14 protein-coding genes are annotated in these 16,297 nt (G+C 72.7%); 7 read left to right on the top strand and 7 right to left on the bottom strand.

Features of this window, described 5'->3' with window-relative positions:
- Positions 1–201: 201 nt before the first annotated feature.
- From miv_RS11930 to atzF, 7 genes are all read left to right on the top strand, one after another.
- The gene (locus miv_RS11930) at positions 202–1,215 is read left to right on the top strand and encodes an ABC transporter permease (protein ID WP_207182958.1); all 1,014 of its coding nucleotides are present in this window, start codon (positions 202–204) and stop codon (positions 1,213–1,215) included.
- Positions 1,212–2,108: an ABC transporter permease gene (locus miv_RS11925; protein ID WP_207182957.1), complete on the top strand. Its 897-nt coding sequence runs from the start codon at positions 1,212–1,214 to the stop codon at positions 2,106–2,108. Before miv_RS11930 ends, miv_RS11925 begins: the two co-directional genes overlap by 4 nt.
- Positions 2,105–3,769 (top strand): dipeptide ABC transporter ATP-binding protein, encoded by a 1,665-nt coding sequence (locus tag miv_RS11920; RefSeq protein WP_207182956.1) that lies wholly within the window; start codon positions 2,105–2,107, stop codon positions 3,767–3,769. The genes miv_RS11925 and miv_RS11920 overlap by 4 nt, the downstream gene beginning before the upstream one ends.
- Positions 3,770–3,891: 122 nt before the next feature.
- Complete coding sequence (locus tag miv_RS11915) at positions 3,892–4,119, top strand: AtzG-like protein (RefSeq protein ID WP_058619530.1); 228 nt, start codon at positions 3,892–3,894, stop codon at positions 4,117–4,119.
- An 11-nt stretch (positions 4,120–4,130) separates the two neighbouring features.
- Positions 4,131–5,516 carry an AtzE family amidohydrolase gene (locus tag miv_RS11910; RefSeq protein WP_207182955.1) on the top strand — a complete coding sequence of 462 codons (1,386 nt, stop codon included), beginning with the start codon at positions 4,131–4,133 and terminating at the stop codon, positions 5,514–5,516.
- 336 nt (positions 5,517–5,852) lie between these two features.
- The gene (hpxZ, locus tag miv_RS11905; RefSeq protein ID WP_048428095.1) at positions 5,853–6,242 is read left to right on the top strand and encodes an oxalurate catabolism protein HpxZ; all 390 of its coding nucleotides are present in this window, start codon (positions 5,853–5,855) and stop codon (positions 6,240–6,242) included.
- Positions 6,239–8,038, top strand: a complete 1,800-nt coding sequence (gene atzF, locus miv_RS11900; RefSeq protein WP_207182954.1) for an allophanate hydrolase — start codon at positions 6,239–6,241, stop codon at positions 8,036–8,038. Before hpxZ ends, atzF begins: the two co-directional genes overlap by 4 nt.
- 327 nt (positions 8,039–8,365) lie before the next feature.
- Here the strand turns inward: atzF and miv_RS11895 are convergent, their stop codons facing one another.
- From miv_RS11895 to miv_RS11865, 7 genes are read right to left on the bottom strand one after another with little or no spacing between them, the layout of a single operon-like run.
- Complete coding sequence (locus miv_RS11895; protein ID WP_207182953.1) at positions 8,366–9,787, bottom strand: dihydroorotase; 1,422 nt, start codon at positions 9,785–9,787, stop codon at positions 8,366–8,368.
- Positions 9,784–11,166 carry an MmgE/PrpD family protein gene (locus miv_RS11890; protein ID WP_207182952.1) on the bottom strand — a complete coding sequence of 461 codons (1,383 nt, stop codon included), beginning with the start codon at positions 11,164–11,166 and terminating at the stop codon, positions 9,784–9,786. Before miv_RS11890 ends, miv_RS11895 begins: the two co-directional genes overlap by 4 nt.
- Positions 11,163–12,533 (bottom strand): FAD-dependent oxidoreductase, encoded by a 1,371-nt coding sequence (locus tag miv_RS11885; protein ID WP_207182951.1) that lies wholly within the window; start codon positions 12,531–12,533, stop codon positions 11,163–11,165. The genes miv_RS11890 and miv_RS11885 overlap by 4 nt, the downstream gene beginning before the upstream one ends.
- Positions 12,530–13,933, bottom strand: coding sequence for an MmgE/PrpD family protein (locus tag miv_RS11880; protein ID WP_207182950.1), 1,404 nt, complete (start codon positions 13,931–13,933; stop codon positions 12,530–12,532). The genes miv_RS11885 and miv_RS11880 overlap by 4 nt, the downstream gene beginning before the upstream one ends.
- Before the next feature lie 3 nt (positions 13,934–13,936).
- Positions 13,937–14,620: an ABC transporter ATP-binding protein gene (locus miv_RS11875; RefSeq protein ID WP_048436545.1), complete on the bottom strand. Its 684-nt coding sequence runs from the start codon at positions 14,618–14,620 to the stop codon at positions 13,937–13,939.
- Positions 14,621–14,624: 4 nt separating this feature from the next.
- Positions 14,625–15,383, bottom strand: a complete 759-nt coding sequence (locus tag miv_RS11870) for an ABC transporter ATP-binding protein (RefSeq protein WP_048436544.1) — start codon at positions 15,381–15,383, stop codon at positions 14,625–14,627.
- Positions 15,383–16,297 carry a branched-chain amino acid ABC transporter permease gene (locus miv_RS11865; protein WP_207182949.1) on the bottom strand — a complete coding sequence of 305 codons (915 nt, stop codon included), beginning with the start codon at positions 16,295–16,297 and terminating at the stop codon, positions 15,383–15,385. Before miv_RS11865 ends, miv_RS11870 begins: the two co-directional genes overlap by 1 nt.

Raw genomic sequence — 16,297 nt, 5'->3', positions numbered from 1 at the left:
AGGGGACGCCGCTTCCGGAAAAGACTGAACCGTTCTGAAGGGCGCGCCCTGGACCAGCGTCGCGCTGCCCCTCTCCCACCCCGCGCACGAGTGCTTCGCACTCGCCGCGGGGCACCCTCCCCCGCAGAGGGGGGAGGGTTCAAGACCCGCGCCTCGTATTTTCGCAAGACCCGCGACACCCACACCCAGGAGGGCCACACGATGCTGCGCACGCTCCTCGACCGCCTCTTGACCACCCTTCCGGCCCTCGCCGGAGTCGTCGTGGTGTCGTTCCTGCTGACCCGGGTGTTGCCCGGCGACACCGCGGCCTATTTCGCCGGCCCCGCCGCCACCCCGCAGGCCATCGCGCAGATCCGCACCGAGCTCGGCCTCGACCGGTCGCTGCCCGAGCAGTTCGCCCGCTACGTCGCCGACCTCGCCCGGGGCGATCTCGGGCGCTCGCTCACCACCGGCCAGCCGGTGACGACGGATCTCGGCAGCCGGCTGCCGGCGTCGGCCGAGCTGACCCTGGTCGGCCTCGTCCTCTCGCTGCTCGTGGCGATCCCGCTCGGCGTCGCGGCGGCGCTCAAACAGGGCTCGCTCGTCGATCATGCCTGCCGGGTGGTGGCGACGGCGGGTGTGTCGCTGCCGGTGTTCTTCACCGGCCTCCTCCTGGTCTACGTCTTCTACTTCGTCCTCGGCTGGGCCCCGGCGCCTTTGGGTCGCCTCGACGCCTTCGCCTCACCGCCGCCGACGCGCACCGGGTTCTTCCTCATCGACAGCCTCGCGGCCGGCGATGCCGAGACCTTCCGGGCGGCGCTCAGCCAGATCGCCCTGCCGGGCCTGACGCTGGCGATCTTTGCCCTCGCCCCCATCGCCCGCATCACCCGGGCGGCGATGCTGGCGGTGCTCGCCGCCGATTTCGTGCGCACCGCCCGGGCCGCCGGCCTGTCGCGCCGCCGGGTCGTCGTCACCTATGCGCTCCGCAACGCCCTTCTGCCGGTGGTCACGACGTTGGGCATGGTCTTCTCCTTCCTGCTCGGTGCCAACGTGCTGGTCGAGAAGGTCTTTGCCTGGCCGGGCGTCGGCTCCTACGCGGTCGAGGCGCTGATCGCCTCCGACTTCGCCCCGGTCCAGGGCTTCGTCCTGGCGATGGCGCTGCTCTACACGGTGCTGAACCTGATGATCGACCTCGCCTACGGGCTGATCGACCCGCGCGTCCGGGGGGCCGCATGAGCGCCACCGGCTCGCCCGCCCTCACCCCCGCCCGTCCCCGCAGCGGAGTCTCGGCGACGCTGGCGCATGCCGGCACCGTCGTCGCCGGCAACCCGGTCACGGGCTTTGCCGTCGCGCTGCTCCTCGGCCTCGTCGCCTGCGCGGTGCTCGGGCCGTCGCTGGTGCCCTACGATCCGCTCGCCTCCGACACAGGCTCGGCGCTCCGGGCCCCGTCGCTGGCGCACCCCTTCGGCACCGACCAGCTCGGGCGCGACATCCTCTCGCGGGTGGTGGTGGCCGCCCGGCTCGACCTCGCCATCGCGGTCTTCTCGGTGGCGCTCGTCTTCGTCGCAGGCGGGCTCGCCGGGATCATGGCCGGGTTCTTCGGCGGCTGGACCGACCGGATCGTGGGACGGCTCGCCGACACCATCATGGCCTTCCCGCTCTTCGTCCTCGCCATGGGGATCGTGGCGGCGCTCGGCAACACGGTCGGCAACATCGTGCTCGCCACCGCCATCATCAACTTCCCGCTCTACGCGCGGCTGGCCCGGGCCGAGGCCGCGCAGCGGCGCAATGCCGGCTTCGTGATGGCGGCGCGGCTCACCGGCAATACCGACCTGCGCATCGTTCTCACCGCGATCCTGCCCAACATCCTGCCGCTGATGATGGTGCAGATGTCGCTCACCATGGGCTACGCGATCCTGAACGCGGCGGGCCTCTCCTTCATCGGGCTCGGCGTGCGCCCGCCGACCCCGGAATGGGGGATCATGGTGGCGGAGGGCGCCGGCTTCATCGTCTCGGGCGAGTGGTGGATCGCGCTCTTTCCGGGCCTCGCCCTGATGCTCGCGGTGTTCTGCTTCAACCTCATCGGCGACGGCCTTCGCGACATCGTCGACCCCCAGAGGCGGACATGACCGCGCTCCCGCTGCTTGCCATCCGCGACCTCACGGTCGAGTTCGCCACCCGCCGCGGGCCGGTCCAGGCGGTGCGCCAGGTCGACGTCTCGGTCGCCAAGGGTGAGACCGTCGGCATCGTCGGTGAATCCGGCTCGGGCAAGTCGGTCACCTCCTACGCGGTGATGCGGATCCTCGACCGGGCCGGCCGCATCGCCGGCGGCGAGGTCGGCTTCTCGGGCATCGACCTGCGCGCCGCGACCGAGCGCCAGATGCGCGACCTGCGCGGGCGGGAGATCTCGATGATCTTCCAGAATCCCCGTGCCGCGCTCAACCCGATCCGCAAGGTCGGCCACCAGATCGAGGACGTGCTGCGCCAGCACGCCGAGGCCGGCTCGGGCGATGCCAAGGCGAAAGCCATCGCGGCGCTCGAACAGGTGAAGATCGCCCGGGCGGCCGAGCGCTACCACGCCTACCCGTTCGAATTGTCCGGCGGCATGTGCCAGCGGGTGGTGATCGCGCTCGCGCTCGCGTGCCGGCCGCAGCTCCTCATCGCCGACGAGCCGACCACCGGCCTCGACGTGACGACCCAGAAGGCGGTGATGGACCTCGTCACCGACCTGACCCGGGAGCGCGGCATGGCGACCGTGCTCATCACCCACGATCTCGGGCTGGCCGCGACCTATTGCGACCGGATCGTGGTGATGGAGCAGGGCCGGGTCGTCGAGACGGCACCCGCCGCGACGATCTTCCGGGCGCCCGCCCACGCCTATACCCGCAAGCTGATGCAGGCGACGCCGCGCCCGGGTGTCGCCTTGCGCGACCTCCTGCCCGAGGGCGCGCCGGCCGCACCTGTGGTGCATGCCGAGGCCGCGGGGGCGCCGCTGCTGGCGGTCTCCGGGCTGGTGAAGGCCTATCCGAAGCCCAAGCCCCTGCTGGCGCGCAAGGCGGCGGAGGCGCCGTTCCGGGCGGTCGATTCCCTGAACTTCACGGTCGCCCGCGGCGAGAGCGTCGGCCTCGTCGGCGAATCGGGCTGCGGCAAGTCCACCACCTCGACGATGGTGATGCGCCTCCTCGACCCGACCGAGGGCTCGATCGTGTTTTCCGGCGAGGAGATCGGCCGGGTGCCGGCGGCGCGCTTCGCCACGCATCCGTTACGACCGAAGATTCAGATGGTCTTCCAGGACCCGACCGAATCGCTCAACCCGCGCTGGACCGCGGCGCGCGCCATCGCCGACCCGCTCCTGCGCTTTCGCACCGTGACCGGCGCCGCCGCGATCCGGGCGCGGTGCGAGGAACTGGCCCGGCTCGTCGGCCTGCCGGTCGAGCTGCTCGACCGTTTCCCGCACCAGCTTTCCGGCGGCCAGAAGGCGCGGGTCGGCATCGCCCGGGCCATCGCCCCCGCCCCCGACCTCGTCATCCTCGACGAGCCGACCGCGGCCCTCGACGTCTCGGTGCAGGCGGTGGTGCTGAACCTTCTCGCAGACCTCAAGCAGGCGCTCGGCATGAGCTACCTCTTCGTCAGCCACGACCTCCAGGTGGTGCGGATGCTCTGCGACCGGGTGATCGTGATGCGCTCCGGGCGCATCGTCGAGGAGGGCCCGACCGAGGCGGTGCTGGAGGCGCCGCAAGCCGAGTACACCCGCGCGCTGCTCGCGGCGATTCCAAGGCCGCCGGTGTGAGGAGGCCGCTCATCGTCGTTCCTACGTTTCCCGACAACGACCTCATCCTGAGGTGGTGGGTGGGAATGACAGACCCTCGAACACTTCACGTCACAGCATCAACCGATCCCCGAGGCCCGCCCATGACGACACCATCTTCGCTTCCCGCCCCCTCCCGTCCCCTGCCGCTCGACGACGAATCCGCCGGCGCGATCGTCGACGCGATGATGCCGCTCGTCGGCATCCCGATGGCGCCCGAGTGGCGCGGGACGGTGACGGCCGCCGTCCAGGCGACGGCGGCAGCCGCCGCACTCCTGCTCGACTTCCCCCTCGACGACACCGTCGAGCCGGCGCCGGTCTTCCGGGCATGAGAGGTGGCAGCATGAGCGCGCCCGATACCGCTTCCGGGATCGCCGCAGCCGTGGCGGCGGGCCGGCTCACCGCCGCTTCCGCCGTCGAGACGGCTCTGACGCGGATCGCCGCCCTCGACCCGGACCTCAACGCCTTCACGGACGTGACGGCGGAGCGCGCCCGTGCCCGGGCCGCGGCGATCGATGCCGAGCGGGCCGCCGGCCGGAGCGTGGGGCCGCTCGCCGGCGTGCCCTTCGCGGTCAAGAACCTGTTCGACGTCGCCGGCCTGCCGACCCGCGCCGGCTCCATGATCAACCGCGAGCGGGCGCCGGCCACCCGCGACGGCGCCCTGGTCCGGCGGCTCGAGGCGGCCGGCGCGGTGCTGGTCGGCGCCCTCAACATGGGGGAATACGCCTACGACTTCACCGGCGAGAACGCCCATGACGGCCCCTCGCGCAACCCGCACGACCGCACGCGGATGACCGGCGGGTCGTCGGGCGGGTCCGGCGGAGCGGTGGCGGCCGGCATGGTGCCTCTCGCGCTCGGTTCGGACACCAACGGGTCGATCCGGGTGCCTTCGGCCTTCTGCGGCACCTTCGGGCTCAAGCCCACCTTCGGCCGGCTGTCGCGGGCGGGCTCCTTTCCGTTCGTCGGGAGCTTCGACCATCTGGGACCGCTCGCGCGCTCGGTCGCCGACCTGGCGCTGTCCTACGACGCGATGCAGGGCACCGATCCCGACGATCCCTGGCAGGCGCCGCGCGCGATCGAGCCCGTCGCGGACGCGCTGGCGCAGGGCGCCACGTCCTTGCGGATCGCGGTCGCCGGCGGATACTTCGCCCGCGGCGGCGAGGCGGATTGCTTCACGGCGGTGAGGCTCGCCGCCGAGGCTTCGGGCGCCTCCCGCACCGTCGAGATCCCGGAAGCGGCCCGCGCTCGGGCCGCCGCCTTCATCATCACGGCGGCGGAAGCCGCCGGTCTGCATCTCGACCGCCTGCGGGAGCGGCCGGGCGACTACGACCCGGCGGTGCGCGACCGGCTGATCGCCGGCACGACGATCCCCGCCGCCTGGGTCCACCGGGCCCAGCGCTTCCGCAGCTGGTACCGGGAGCGGGTGCTGGCGCTCTTCGACGACGTCGACGTGATCCTCGCCCCCTGCACGCCGTGCCGGGCGCTCCGGATCGGCCAGGCGACGATGGAGCTCGACGGCGTCACCGTCCCCGCGCGGCCCAATATCGGCGTGTTCACCCAGCCGATCTCGTTCATCGGCCTGCCGGTCGTCGCGGTGCCGGTGCGGGTCGGAGGTGGATTGCCCCTCGCCGTGCAGGTGATCGCGGCACCGTGGCGGGAGGACCTGGCCTTGCGGGTCGCCGGGGCGATCGAGGCGGCGGGGGTGGCGGCGGCGCCGGTGGCGGGGTGAGGCCGCGTGCCTCGCAACAGCACCGACCCCTCGAACAACTCCGACCTCTCGAAGTCGAGCACGTCCCCCCTCTCCCGTGTGGGAGAGGGGTCGGGGGTGAGGGTGACACGGTCCTTATTCAAGCACTCAACGTCGTGCTGATAGCTCGACGCTTCGTGCCAGACTCAGAACCGTAGCACCCTCGCGCGATCTTCGATCGCCCCTACCCCTCTCCCGCACCTTGCAGCGATACCGGGCAAGGATCTCTGGCAAGCCCGGCATCGCCTGGAGAGGGGATCCCGCGACTTCTCGTCCAGGCCATGATCGGCCCACTCGAAAACTGCGTGAGGAAACTCCATGGATATCGACATCCCCGACGTCAAAGCCGAGGTCGAGGCGGCCTTCGCCGCGTACGAAACCGCTCTCGTCACCAACGACGTGCCGACCCTCGAGGCTCTGTTCTGGGACGATCCCCGCACCATCCGGTACGGCATCGGAGAGAACCTCTACGGCATGGACGCGATCCGGGCGTTTCGGCGGGCGCGTTCGCCGGTCGGGGTCGAGCGGCGCATCGACGAGACGGTCATCACCACCTTCGGGCGCGACTTCGCCACCGCCTCGACCCTGTTCTGGCGCGAGGCGCATCCCGGCAAGGTCGGGCGCCAGATGCAGTCCTGGGCCCGGCTCCCCGAGGGCTGGCGGGTGGTCGCGGCGCATGTGAGCCTGATCGACGAGGTGTCGGCGTGAGCGAGTTTCCCCTCACCGTCGCCCAGTACCGCGAGGCCTACGCCTCGGGAGCCCTCACGCCGATGGAGGCCGTGCGCGAGGTCTACCGGCGCATCGCGGCGCTCGCCGATCCGGCGGTCTTCCTCACCCTGCGGCCGGAGGCCGAGGTGGCGGCAGAGGCCCGGGACCTGCCGGCGGGCCCGCTCCACGGCATCCCGGTCGCCGTCAAGGACAACATCGACGTCGCGGGCCTCCCCACGACCTGCGCCTGCCCGGACTACGCGCGGCCCGCGGCGCAGGACGCCGGGGTGGTGACGCGGCTCCGGCAGGCCGGGGCGCTGATCATCGGCAAGACCAATCTCGACCAGTTCGCCACCGGCCTCGTCGGCATGCGCTCGCCCTACGGCGTGCCGCGCAACACCCTCGACCCGGCGCTCGTGCCCGGCGGATCGTCCTCGGGCTCCGCGGTCGCGGTGGCGGCGGGGCTGGTGCCGCTGGCGCTCGGCACCGACACCGCCGGCTCCGGCCGGGTGCCGGCGGGGCTCAACAACATCGTCGGGCTCAAGCCCACGCTCGGGGCGCTCTCCACGCGCGGCGTGGTGCCGGCCTGCCGCACCCTCGATTGCGTGTCGATCTTCGCGCTGACCGCGGCGGACGCTTTCGAGGGCCTTTCGGCCCTTGCCGGGTTCGACGCCGCCGACCCGTTCTCGCGCGTCGTTCCGGTCGGGCGGCCGGGGCCGCTGCCGCGGCGCATCGGCGTGCCGGATGCGCAGAGCCGGCGATTTGCGGGCGACGCGATGTCGGAGGCCGCCTTCGATGCCGGCCTCGGCGATCTCGAGGCGCTCGGCGCGACCCTGGTGCCGGTCGATCTGACCCCGTTCCTCGCCGCCGCCGCGCTCCTCTACGACGGTCCGTGGGTGGCCGAGCGCTGGGAGGCGATCCGGGACGTCATCGCCGCGACCCCCGAGGCGCTGCACCCGGTCACCCGCGCCATCACGGAACGTGCGACCGCCTTCTCGGCCGCCGACGCCTTCGCGGGCCGCTACCGGCTGGCGGAACTGCGCCGCGCCACCGAGCCGGTCTGGCAAGGCATCGATGCGCTCTGCGTGCCGACCTTCCCGCGGCCGCAGACCGTCGCGGCGCTGGAGGCCGACCCGATCGGCCCCAACGCCGAGCTCGGCACCTACACCAACTTCGTCAACCTGCTCGATCTCTGCGCCCTGGCGATCCCGAGCCGTCCCCGCGCCGATGGCTGGCCGGCCGGTCTCACCCTGATCGCACCGGCGGGCCGCGACGCGGCGCTGATTTCCCTCGGCGACGCCCTCCACCGCGCCGGCGGTTGCTCGATGGGCTCGACCGGCGTCGCGCCGCCGCAGGCCTCCGTGCCGGACACGCCGCGGGCGGCGGACGACGAGATCGAGCTGGCCGTGGTCGGCGCGCATCTCTCCGGCTTGCCCCTCAACGGCGAGCTGACCGCGCTCGGTGGGCGGCTCCTGCGGGCGGTCGCGACCACGCCCGATTACCGTCTCTTCGCCCTGCCGGGCGCGGGCCCGCGTCGTCCCGGCCTGATTCGGGTGACCGACGGCGCCGGTACGGCGATCGCCACCGAGGTCTGGGCTCTCACGCCCGAGGCCTTCGGGCGCTTCGTCGCGGCGATCCCCGCCCCCCTCGGCATCGGCACCCTGCGGCTGTCCGACGGCACCACGCCGAAGGGATTCCTCTGCGAGCCGCAGGGCGTGCGCGACGCCGAGGACGTCTCCGCTCACGGGGGATGGCGGGCCTATCTGGCTGCGGGGCAGGCTCGCGCGCGGATCTGACGACGGCAGGCTGCAACACGGAGAGGCCCGCGTGCGGCCCCGGGTGAGCCGGGCACGCGGGATTTGAGCAAGATTACCCGGCGCGGCATCGCCAGGTGGTCGAGCATCGCCAGGTAGTCGAGCATCGCCAAGCCGGATTCGATCGCACCCGCCGTCCACCCGCTCGCGATGGACGGCGCGCCGACATCCACGAGGTCTTCCCGCTCCGGCAGGCCAGCGTCATCACCCTCCACACGATCGAGCGGACTGCTTGACCGCTCTTCGTGCCGGCTCACGCACCCCGCTCTCGCGTTGCGAGAGCCCTTATCTCACGGACGCGACGGGCCTTCAGAGACGAACGGCGGCAAGCCGTCGCGGAACGTAGCGGCCGGTGCCGATGGCGTCGTCCTGGAGCGAACGATCTCGCAGCACCATCCGGCCGCGCACGACCGTGTGGAGCACGCGCCCCCGGAACCGTCGCCCCTCGTAGATCGAGTAGCCGGCGCTCGAGCGAACGTCCGCGCGCGTGAGGGTCCACTCGGCGTCGAGGTCGACGAGGGCGAAATCCGCATCGAGGCCCGGCGCGATCGCGCCTTTTCGATGGGCGAGGCCCATGATCTGCGCCGGCCGGGTCGAGACCAGATCGACCACCCGGGCGAGGTCGAGGCCGCGGGCGTGATGGCCCTCGGTCAGTAGCACCGGCAGCAGGGTCTCGAGGCCGGGGCAGCCCGGCGAGGCGGACCAGATGCCGCCGGCCTTGGCGTCGAGGCCGCGATGGACGTGGTCGGTGGCCACGGTGTCGATGGCGCCCGACAGGATGCCGGCCCACAGAGCTTCCCGGTCGGCGGCCTCGCGCAAGGGGGGATTGATCTTGGCCGTGTCGCTCCCGCCGGTCTCGCCCCCGTCCCAGCCGATATCGTGGGTCAGGTAGTGCGGGCAGGTCTCGAGGAAGAGCTGCGCGCCCGCCTCGCGCTGGCGCAGGCCCGCCGCCAGGGCTTCGCCCGAGGAGGTGTGCACGACGTAGAGCGGCGCGCCGGCCGTGCGGGCGATGAAGCCGGCGCGCTGCACCGCGTCGGCCTCGACGAAGGGTGGACGGCTGGCGTTCCAGGTGGCCAGTCCCCCGGTGCCGTCCGGGTCCGCCGCCTTGGCGCGCTCGCGGGTGACCCAGGCGAGCTCGATCGTCTCGGGGTGCGGGCAGACCATGCCGCCGGCCCGCGCCGCCGCCTCGCACAGGCGCAGGAGGAAGCCGTCGTCGATGTCCGGCAGGCCGAGGCGGGCGCCCTCCCCGCCCCGGTTGTTCATGAAGATCTTGAAGGTCGGCGCGCCGTGGTCCCGGGCGCAGGCCTCGACCTCGGCGAGCTGCGCCTCGGTCGAGATGATCGGGTGATAGCCGAAATCGATCCGCGATCCGGCCTCGGTGACCCCGATCACCTCCGGCAGCACGCTCGCGAAGGGGTCGCTCGTCATCAGGTAGGGGATGAAGCAGGTGATGCCGCCGACGGCCGCCGCCGCGCTCTCCTGCGCGGCATCCGCCGGCACGCGCGGCCGGGCGATGTCGCGGCCGTGGCCGAGATGGAGGTGAACGTCGATGGCGCCGGGCAGGACGACGAGGCCGCGGGCGTCGAGCGCGGTCGCGGCCGAGGCCAGCGCGCCGGGGGCGAGGATCGCGGCGATCCGGCCGTCGCTGACGGCGATGTCGCACGCGGTGCGCCCGCGCCCCGGCAGGACGGCGTCGCCGCCGCGGATGAGGAGGTCGTATTCCGTGCTCATGCGTCGCTCCGGACGGAGTGGGACAGGGACAGGGTGAGGGCGTCGATGCGCGGGGCCTCGGCGAGCGCGTCGATGGCGGCCTCCAGGGAGGCGACGCCGTCCGGCGCGAGGCTGCGGGCGGCGTTGCGGCGGAACTTCTCCCGTACCGCGTCGTCGCCGGCAGGCCGTCCGGCATTGCCGTAGACGTCGTCGACCCGGATCTCGTGCCGGGCACCATCGCGGGTCTCGGCGACGATCTCGGCTTCGAAGACCTGCGGGAAGCGGGCGCCGGCGAGCGGCTCCCAGGCGATGCGGCGGGCGAGCGTCAGCACCGCCGCGCTCGCCGGCGCCTCGAAGGTCGCCAGATCGACCCGGCCCTCGACGAGGCACGCCGCCACCGCGACCGGCAGGCTCCAGCGCGCCGCGTGCCCGCTGGCGGGGGCCTGCTTGGCGTCCCAGGGCTCGCAGATGATCGGCGCCGCGCCCGCAGGCACCCGGCAGGTCAGTGCGGCGACGTCGTCGGGCTTCACGCCCCGCTCGGCCAGGATTCCGGCGGCCTCGATGAAGGGGTGCAGGTAGTGGCAGCAGGGGTGGAACTTGAACGCCGCCTGCGGCAGGTGCCACTCCGTGCCGAGCCCGTCGAGGGCGGCCGCGAACGCCCCGGCGAGGCGCGCGTCCCCGGCGAAGGCCGAAAACAGCCCGCAGCGCCCCTCGAAGGCGGTCTCCGGCCCGGTAAGGCCGGCCCGCGCCAGGTCGGCGGCATTCAGACCGGCTTGGGCGGCAAGCCCGGGATGCAGCGACTTGACCGAGGCGCCGTTGGTCAGGAACTCGAACACGCCGGAGGCACCGCTGAGGCCGATCCCCATCGCCGCCACCGCCTCGTCCTCGGTGAGGCCGACGAGCTCCGCCGCGACGAGAGCCGCCACCAGGGCGCCCCCGACCGAGGTGACCTGAAAGCCCCGTGCCTGGAAGGCCCCGGGCGCGGCGAGGCCGATGCGGATCAGCACCTCCCAGCCCAGCGCGTAGGCCGTGCTCAGCGCCGGCCCGGAGGCGCCGGCGGCCTGGGCGGCGGCGAGAGCCGCGGGAGCGAGCACCGCCGAGCCGTGGACGATCGAGCCGGTATGGGTGTCGTCGAATTCGAGCCCGTGCATCAATCCGCCGTTGACGAGGGCCGCCGCGGCCGGCGCGACACGGCCGGGGATCCCGATCAGGCTGGCGCTCCCCGGCCCGAGCCCTGCGGCGTAGCGCCGGTAGGGCGCACCGGCCTCCGAGCCCGCCGAGGCGAGACCGACCCCGATCGCGTCGAGGAGGTGGAGGCGCGCGGTGGCCGCCACCTCCGGCGGCAGGCCGTTGCGGGAGAGCGCCCGGACGCGCCGGGCGAGGTCGCGGGCGAGCGTCACGGCGTGCTCGCGAGTTCGCGGGCGGCGGCGAGCGCCGCGAGGCGTCCGAGCGCGATCGCCGACAGGAGCCCGTTGCCGGAGGCGTAGCCGAGCGCGCCGGCCCGGCCGCTGATCCCGGCCGCCGCGCCGCCGCCGGCGAAGAGGTTCGGCACCGGGGCTCCATCCTGCCGCAGCACGCGTGCGTCGGCATCGACCCGCAACCCGCCCTGGGTGTGGAACAGCCCGGGCACGACGCGGCCGATGTAGTAGGGTGGCGCCAGGGGCCCGAGGCCGAAATCCCGCCGTCCGTGCGGGTCGGGCACGGTCCCGGCCGCCGCTGCGTTGCGTTGCGCGATCTCCCCGGCGAGCACTTGCGGATCGAGACCGAAGGGTCGGGCGATCTCCTCGGCGGTGTCGCCGCGCTTGAGGCCGCCGTAGTTCCAGAGCTCCATGAACTCCTCCTCCGCGGCGGCGACGTTGAAGATTTTTTGGTCGAACACCGTGTAGGCGTGCCCGCCCCGGGCCAGAACCTCCCGGGCATAGCCGGAATAGCCCAGGCTCTCGTCCCCGAACCGGCGGGCATCGTCGCCGACGATGATCCCGCCCTTCTCGACCGTGGTCCAGGACAGGAGGCTGCCCTGCGGATAGGCGACGGCGGCGTAGCCCTGGTAGGCCGCCATGTTGGCGAGCGCGGCGCCGATCCGCTCGCCCCACAGAACCGCCTCGCCGGTGGAACCGCGGGCGCCGAAATACTCCGCCCCGGCGATCTCGGGGCAGAAGCGCCGGACGAGCTCAGGGTTCGCCGCGAAGCCGTTGAGGGCGAGGATCGTCTTGCCGGCCCGAATCTCGACCGTCTCGCCGGCGGCCTCGACGACGGCGCCGCACACGGTTCCGTCCTCGACGATCAGCGCGCGGGCGCCGTTGCCGACCGCGATCGGGATGCCGCGCCGCTCGGCCGCCGCCACGAGGTCGTCGACGAGATCCTGGCCGCGGCGCGAGACCGGGGCGTGCAGGCGGGGCACCGAATGCCCGATATGCTTGTAGGCGGTGATGAGGGTGAGTTTCGCCTCCACCGTGTCGACGAGCCACTCCACGGTCTCGGCCGAGACGCTCGCGAGGCGCTCGACCAGGGCGTGGTCGTCGGTCTCGCCGCCGGCGATCGCCATCAGGTCGGCGACCATGCGGGCCGGCTCGTCCGCGATGCCCGCCTCGCGCTGGAACCGGCTGCCCGCCGCCGGCACCGAGCCGGTCGAGAGCGAGGAATTACCGCCGGGCCGCTCCTGCTTCTCGATCACCGCCACGCTCGCTCCGGCATCGTGCGCGGCGATGGCCGCCGCGAGGCCACAGGCTCCGGCGCCGATCACCAGGATGTCGAGTTCGTCGCTCACCGTTCCACCCCGCCCGTCATCTCGGTCACGCAATCCCGCCACGGTCTCTGCAAATCCCGCTCGTCGTCCTCGGCCCTGCGCACGATCCGTTCGAGGACGGCAGCCATCCGGGGGTACGCCCGGCTGGTCTCGGCGAGCTTGGCGAGCATCGTGTCGGTGTCGAAGGGCTGATCGGCACCGCCGCGGGCGCTCTCGCAGAGCGCGCTCAAGGCGGTCCCGTCGCGCATTCGCCAGGTCACCCGCGAGGGCCGGTCGTTCGGCGGCGGACCGATCTCGGGCAGGGGCGCCAGCCGGACCCGGCGGCGCAAGTCCGCGATCCGCGGCTCGTGCAGCGTCGATTGATCGAAGGCCCCCTGCCCGCCCGTCCCGGTGACCGCGGCGGCGGCGAGCGCGTGCGGCATCGAGAACTTCGCCGCCAGCACCGTCGCCGGCTCGACGGTGGTGAGGGTCAGGCCGCGGGGATGGGTCTCGACCAGGATCTCGTCGATCTCATCCTCCCGGCCGGGAGCCTCCGCGCGCAAGCGCAGGGAGGCCTCGATCGCCCCGTGGGCGTACTGGCAGCAGGCGAAGACCTTGTGGTAGCCACCACGGATCGCCCAGTCGGTGCCGAGGCCGTCCGTCAGGGCCTCCGGTAGGCAGGCCGTGCCGAGGCCGCCGACGAAGACGTCATGGAAGGTCTCGGGCAGGCCGGCGATCCCGGCCTCCGCCCCGTCGGCGGCGCGCAGGCCGATCCAGGCGCCCGCCGAGGTCCAGGCGTTGCGCACCAGCGCACCCTCGATCGCGTGGCCGTAGGGGCCGGCAAAGGTCATGCTGGCGGCGGCCGACACCGCGTCGAGGAGGAGCTTGCCGGAGAAGCCGCGCAGGAGCCCGATGCCGGCCGCCGCCCCGATCGTCGCAAAGGCGGCGTGCGGGTGGACCGTCATGGTGGCGAACGGAAACGCGCGGGCGCAGCGCACGGTGATCTCGTAGGCCAGCGCCAGCGCCTCCAGCACCCGCGCGACGCTCGCCCCCTCGGCCTCGGCCTCGGCCAGCAGTGCCGGCAGGATGTAGGCCCCGGCGTGGCAGGGCACGCCGCGATAGCCCTCGTCGAGTTCGCACCAGGTCGCCGCAAGGCCGTTGGCCGCTGCCGCCGAGGCCCGGTCGAGGGGCGGGCTGCCGGGGGCGAACACCGTCGCCTCGGCGCGGCCCGAGGATCGCGCCAGCACGGCGCGTATCCGCGCCACCGGCGGCTCGCCGGCGGCGGCCACGATCGCCCCGAGATCGTCGGCGAGGACCAGCGCCGCACGGGCTCGGACGGTTCCGGGCAGCGCGTCGTGGGAGTACGCGGCAGCCCAGGTCATCAGCGACTGCACGGCGGCGGCGCTGGAGGCCCGCAGGGCGGGATCGGAATCGGGTGCCATGGTCTAGAACCACTCCCAGAGGTCGGGCTTGGCCGCGAGCGTCGCGGCCTCGCCCGAGAACACGGTCCGGCCGGACTTCAGGATCAGCCCGTGCTCGACGACCTTCAGGGTCGCCGGCACGTTCTGCTCGACGATGATGAGGCCGGTGCCGAAGGCCGCGTTGACCTTGGCGAGCTGGCTCATCACGTTGCGTACGATCACCGGCGCGAGGCCCGTGGACGGCTCGTCGAGGAGCAACCATTTCGGCTGGGTCATCAGGGCCATGCCGAGCGCCAGCATCTGCTGCTCGCCGCCTGAGAGCGAGCCGGCGCGCTGACCGCGACGCTCCTCGAGCAGCGGAAAGATCTTCAGCACCTCGCCGGCGAACTTGCCGTCGAACAGGAGACCTGCCGTGGCGAGGTTGTCCGCCACGGTGAGGTTGGGGAAGACGTTGTGGCCCTGCGGCACGAAGGCGATGCCGCGCCGGATCGTGGCCGGGACGTTGCCGGGCAGCACCGGCTTGCCGTCAAAGACGACTTCGCCGGCATGGGCGGCATGGGCGCCGACGATGCAGCGCAGCAGCGTCGTCTTGCCGGCGCCGTTATGGCCGAAGACGCCGAGCCGGCCGCCCGGCTCCAACCGGGCCGAGACGGCGTCGAGGGCAGTGAGCGTGCCGTAGCCGGCCGAGAGCGAGCGGATCTCCAGCATCGGATCAGGTCCCGAAATACAGTTCGGTGAGACGAGGATCGGCGATCAGGTCGGCGACCGGCCCGCGGGCCAGGACCTTGCCGGCGAACATGAACACGCCCTCGTCGCAGAGGTCGCGAATGAACGCGACGTTGTGCTCGACGACGCAGACCGCGACGCCCCCTTCGGCGACCTCGCGCACCACCTGCTGCATGATCTCGTAGGCCTGGCCCTCGACGCCGGCCATCGGCTCGTCGAGGAGCAGGCAGCGGGCGTCGTTCATCAGCGCACGGGCGACGCCGACGAGCTTCTGCTGGCCGAATGTCAGGTCGGCCGCCGGAGTCGCGGCGACGCCCGAGAGACGTGTGCGCTCCAGTACCTCCTCGGCCCGCCGTCGCGTCCCCGCCTCCTGCGCCCGGACCCCGGCCGGGTCGAGAGCGAGGCGCAGGAGCCGGTCGCCGAGGTAGCGGCGCGGCCCGACCATCAGATTATCGAGCACCGACAGCGACGGAAACAACCGCAGGTTCTGCCAGGTACGAGCGAGGCCCAGGGACGCCCGGCGGTGCATCGCCAACCCGTCGAGGCGCTGCCCGTCGAGCCGGATCGTGCCGGCGTCGGAGGGGAACACCCCGGAGATCAAGTTGAACAGCGAGGTCTTGCCGGCGCCGTTCGGCCCGATCAGCCCGACCACTCGGCCTGGATTGAGCGTCAGGTCGATGCCGTCCGCGACCACGATGCCGCCGAAACGCTTGTCGAGGCCGGCGATCTCGAGGACCGGGGTCATCACGCTTCTCCCCGGGTCTTGGCGAAATACGTCTTGGCGGAATACTTCTTGGCTGGATGCCAGGCCTCGCCCGCCGCGATCAGGCCCTGCGGCCGCAGGACCATGAAGACGAGGACGAGGCCGGTGAACAGCAAGCCCTGGAGCGGCCCGAGGATGGCGGGCGGCAGGTCGACGAAGGTGATGGCCTGCGGCAGCGCCTGGAGCAGCACGGCGCCCAGCACCGGGCCCCAGGTCGTCCGCACCCCGCCGACCACCACCATGGTCAGGAGGGCGGCCGATTGCAGGATCTCGAACTGCTCCGGCGTGACGAAGCGGAAGTAGTGGGCGTAGAGGGCCCCCGCGAGGCCGGCGATGCCGGAGCCGAACGCGAAGACCGCGACCTTCATGGCGACCGCGTTGCGGCCCAAGCCCGCGAAGGCGGTCTCGTCGTCGCGCATCGCCGAGAGGGCGCGGCCGTAGGGCCCATGGGCGATGCGCCAGTTGAGCCACACCGTGAGACCCGCGAAGGCGATCACCAGGGCCGCGTAGGCGCCCCTGCCGCCGTCCTGGACCAGGAAGGCCGGGATGTTGGTGAGCCCGCCCGCGCCGCCCGTGACGGAGATATTCTTGATGGCCTCGAGCACCCCGAGCTGGAAGCCGATCGAGGCGATCAGCAGGTAGTCGCCCGAGACCCGCAAGGACGGCAGTGCGACCGCGGCAGAGGCCGCCGCCGCGGCGAGCGCCCCGCACAGCATCGCGAGTGGCACCGGCAGGCCGAGGTCGCGGGCGAGCAGCGCCGAGACGTAAGCGCCGATGGCGTAGAAGACCGGGTGGGCGATCGAGACCAGGCCGGCATAGCCGATGATGAGGTTGAAGCTCGAGGCGAGCGCGACGCTCAACCCGATCAGGATTGCGAGGGTGATCAGGTAGTCCAT

Source organism: Methylobacterium indicum (assembly GCF_017347565.1).
Classification (GTDB): domain Bacteria; phylum Pseudomonadota; class Alphaproteobacteria; order Rhizobiales; family Beijerinckiaceae; genus Methylobacterium; species Methylobacterium indicum.
The sequence above is the reverse complement of the archived record's forward strand: the minus strand, read 5'-3'. Positions and strand labels throughout refer to the sequence as shown.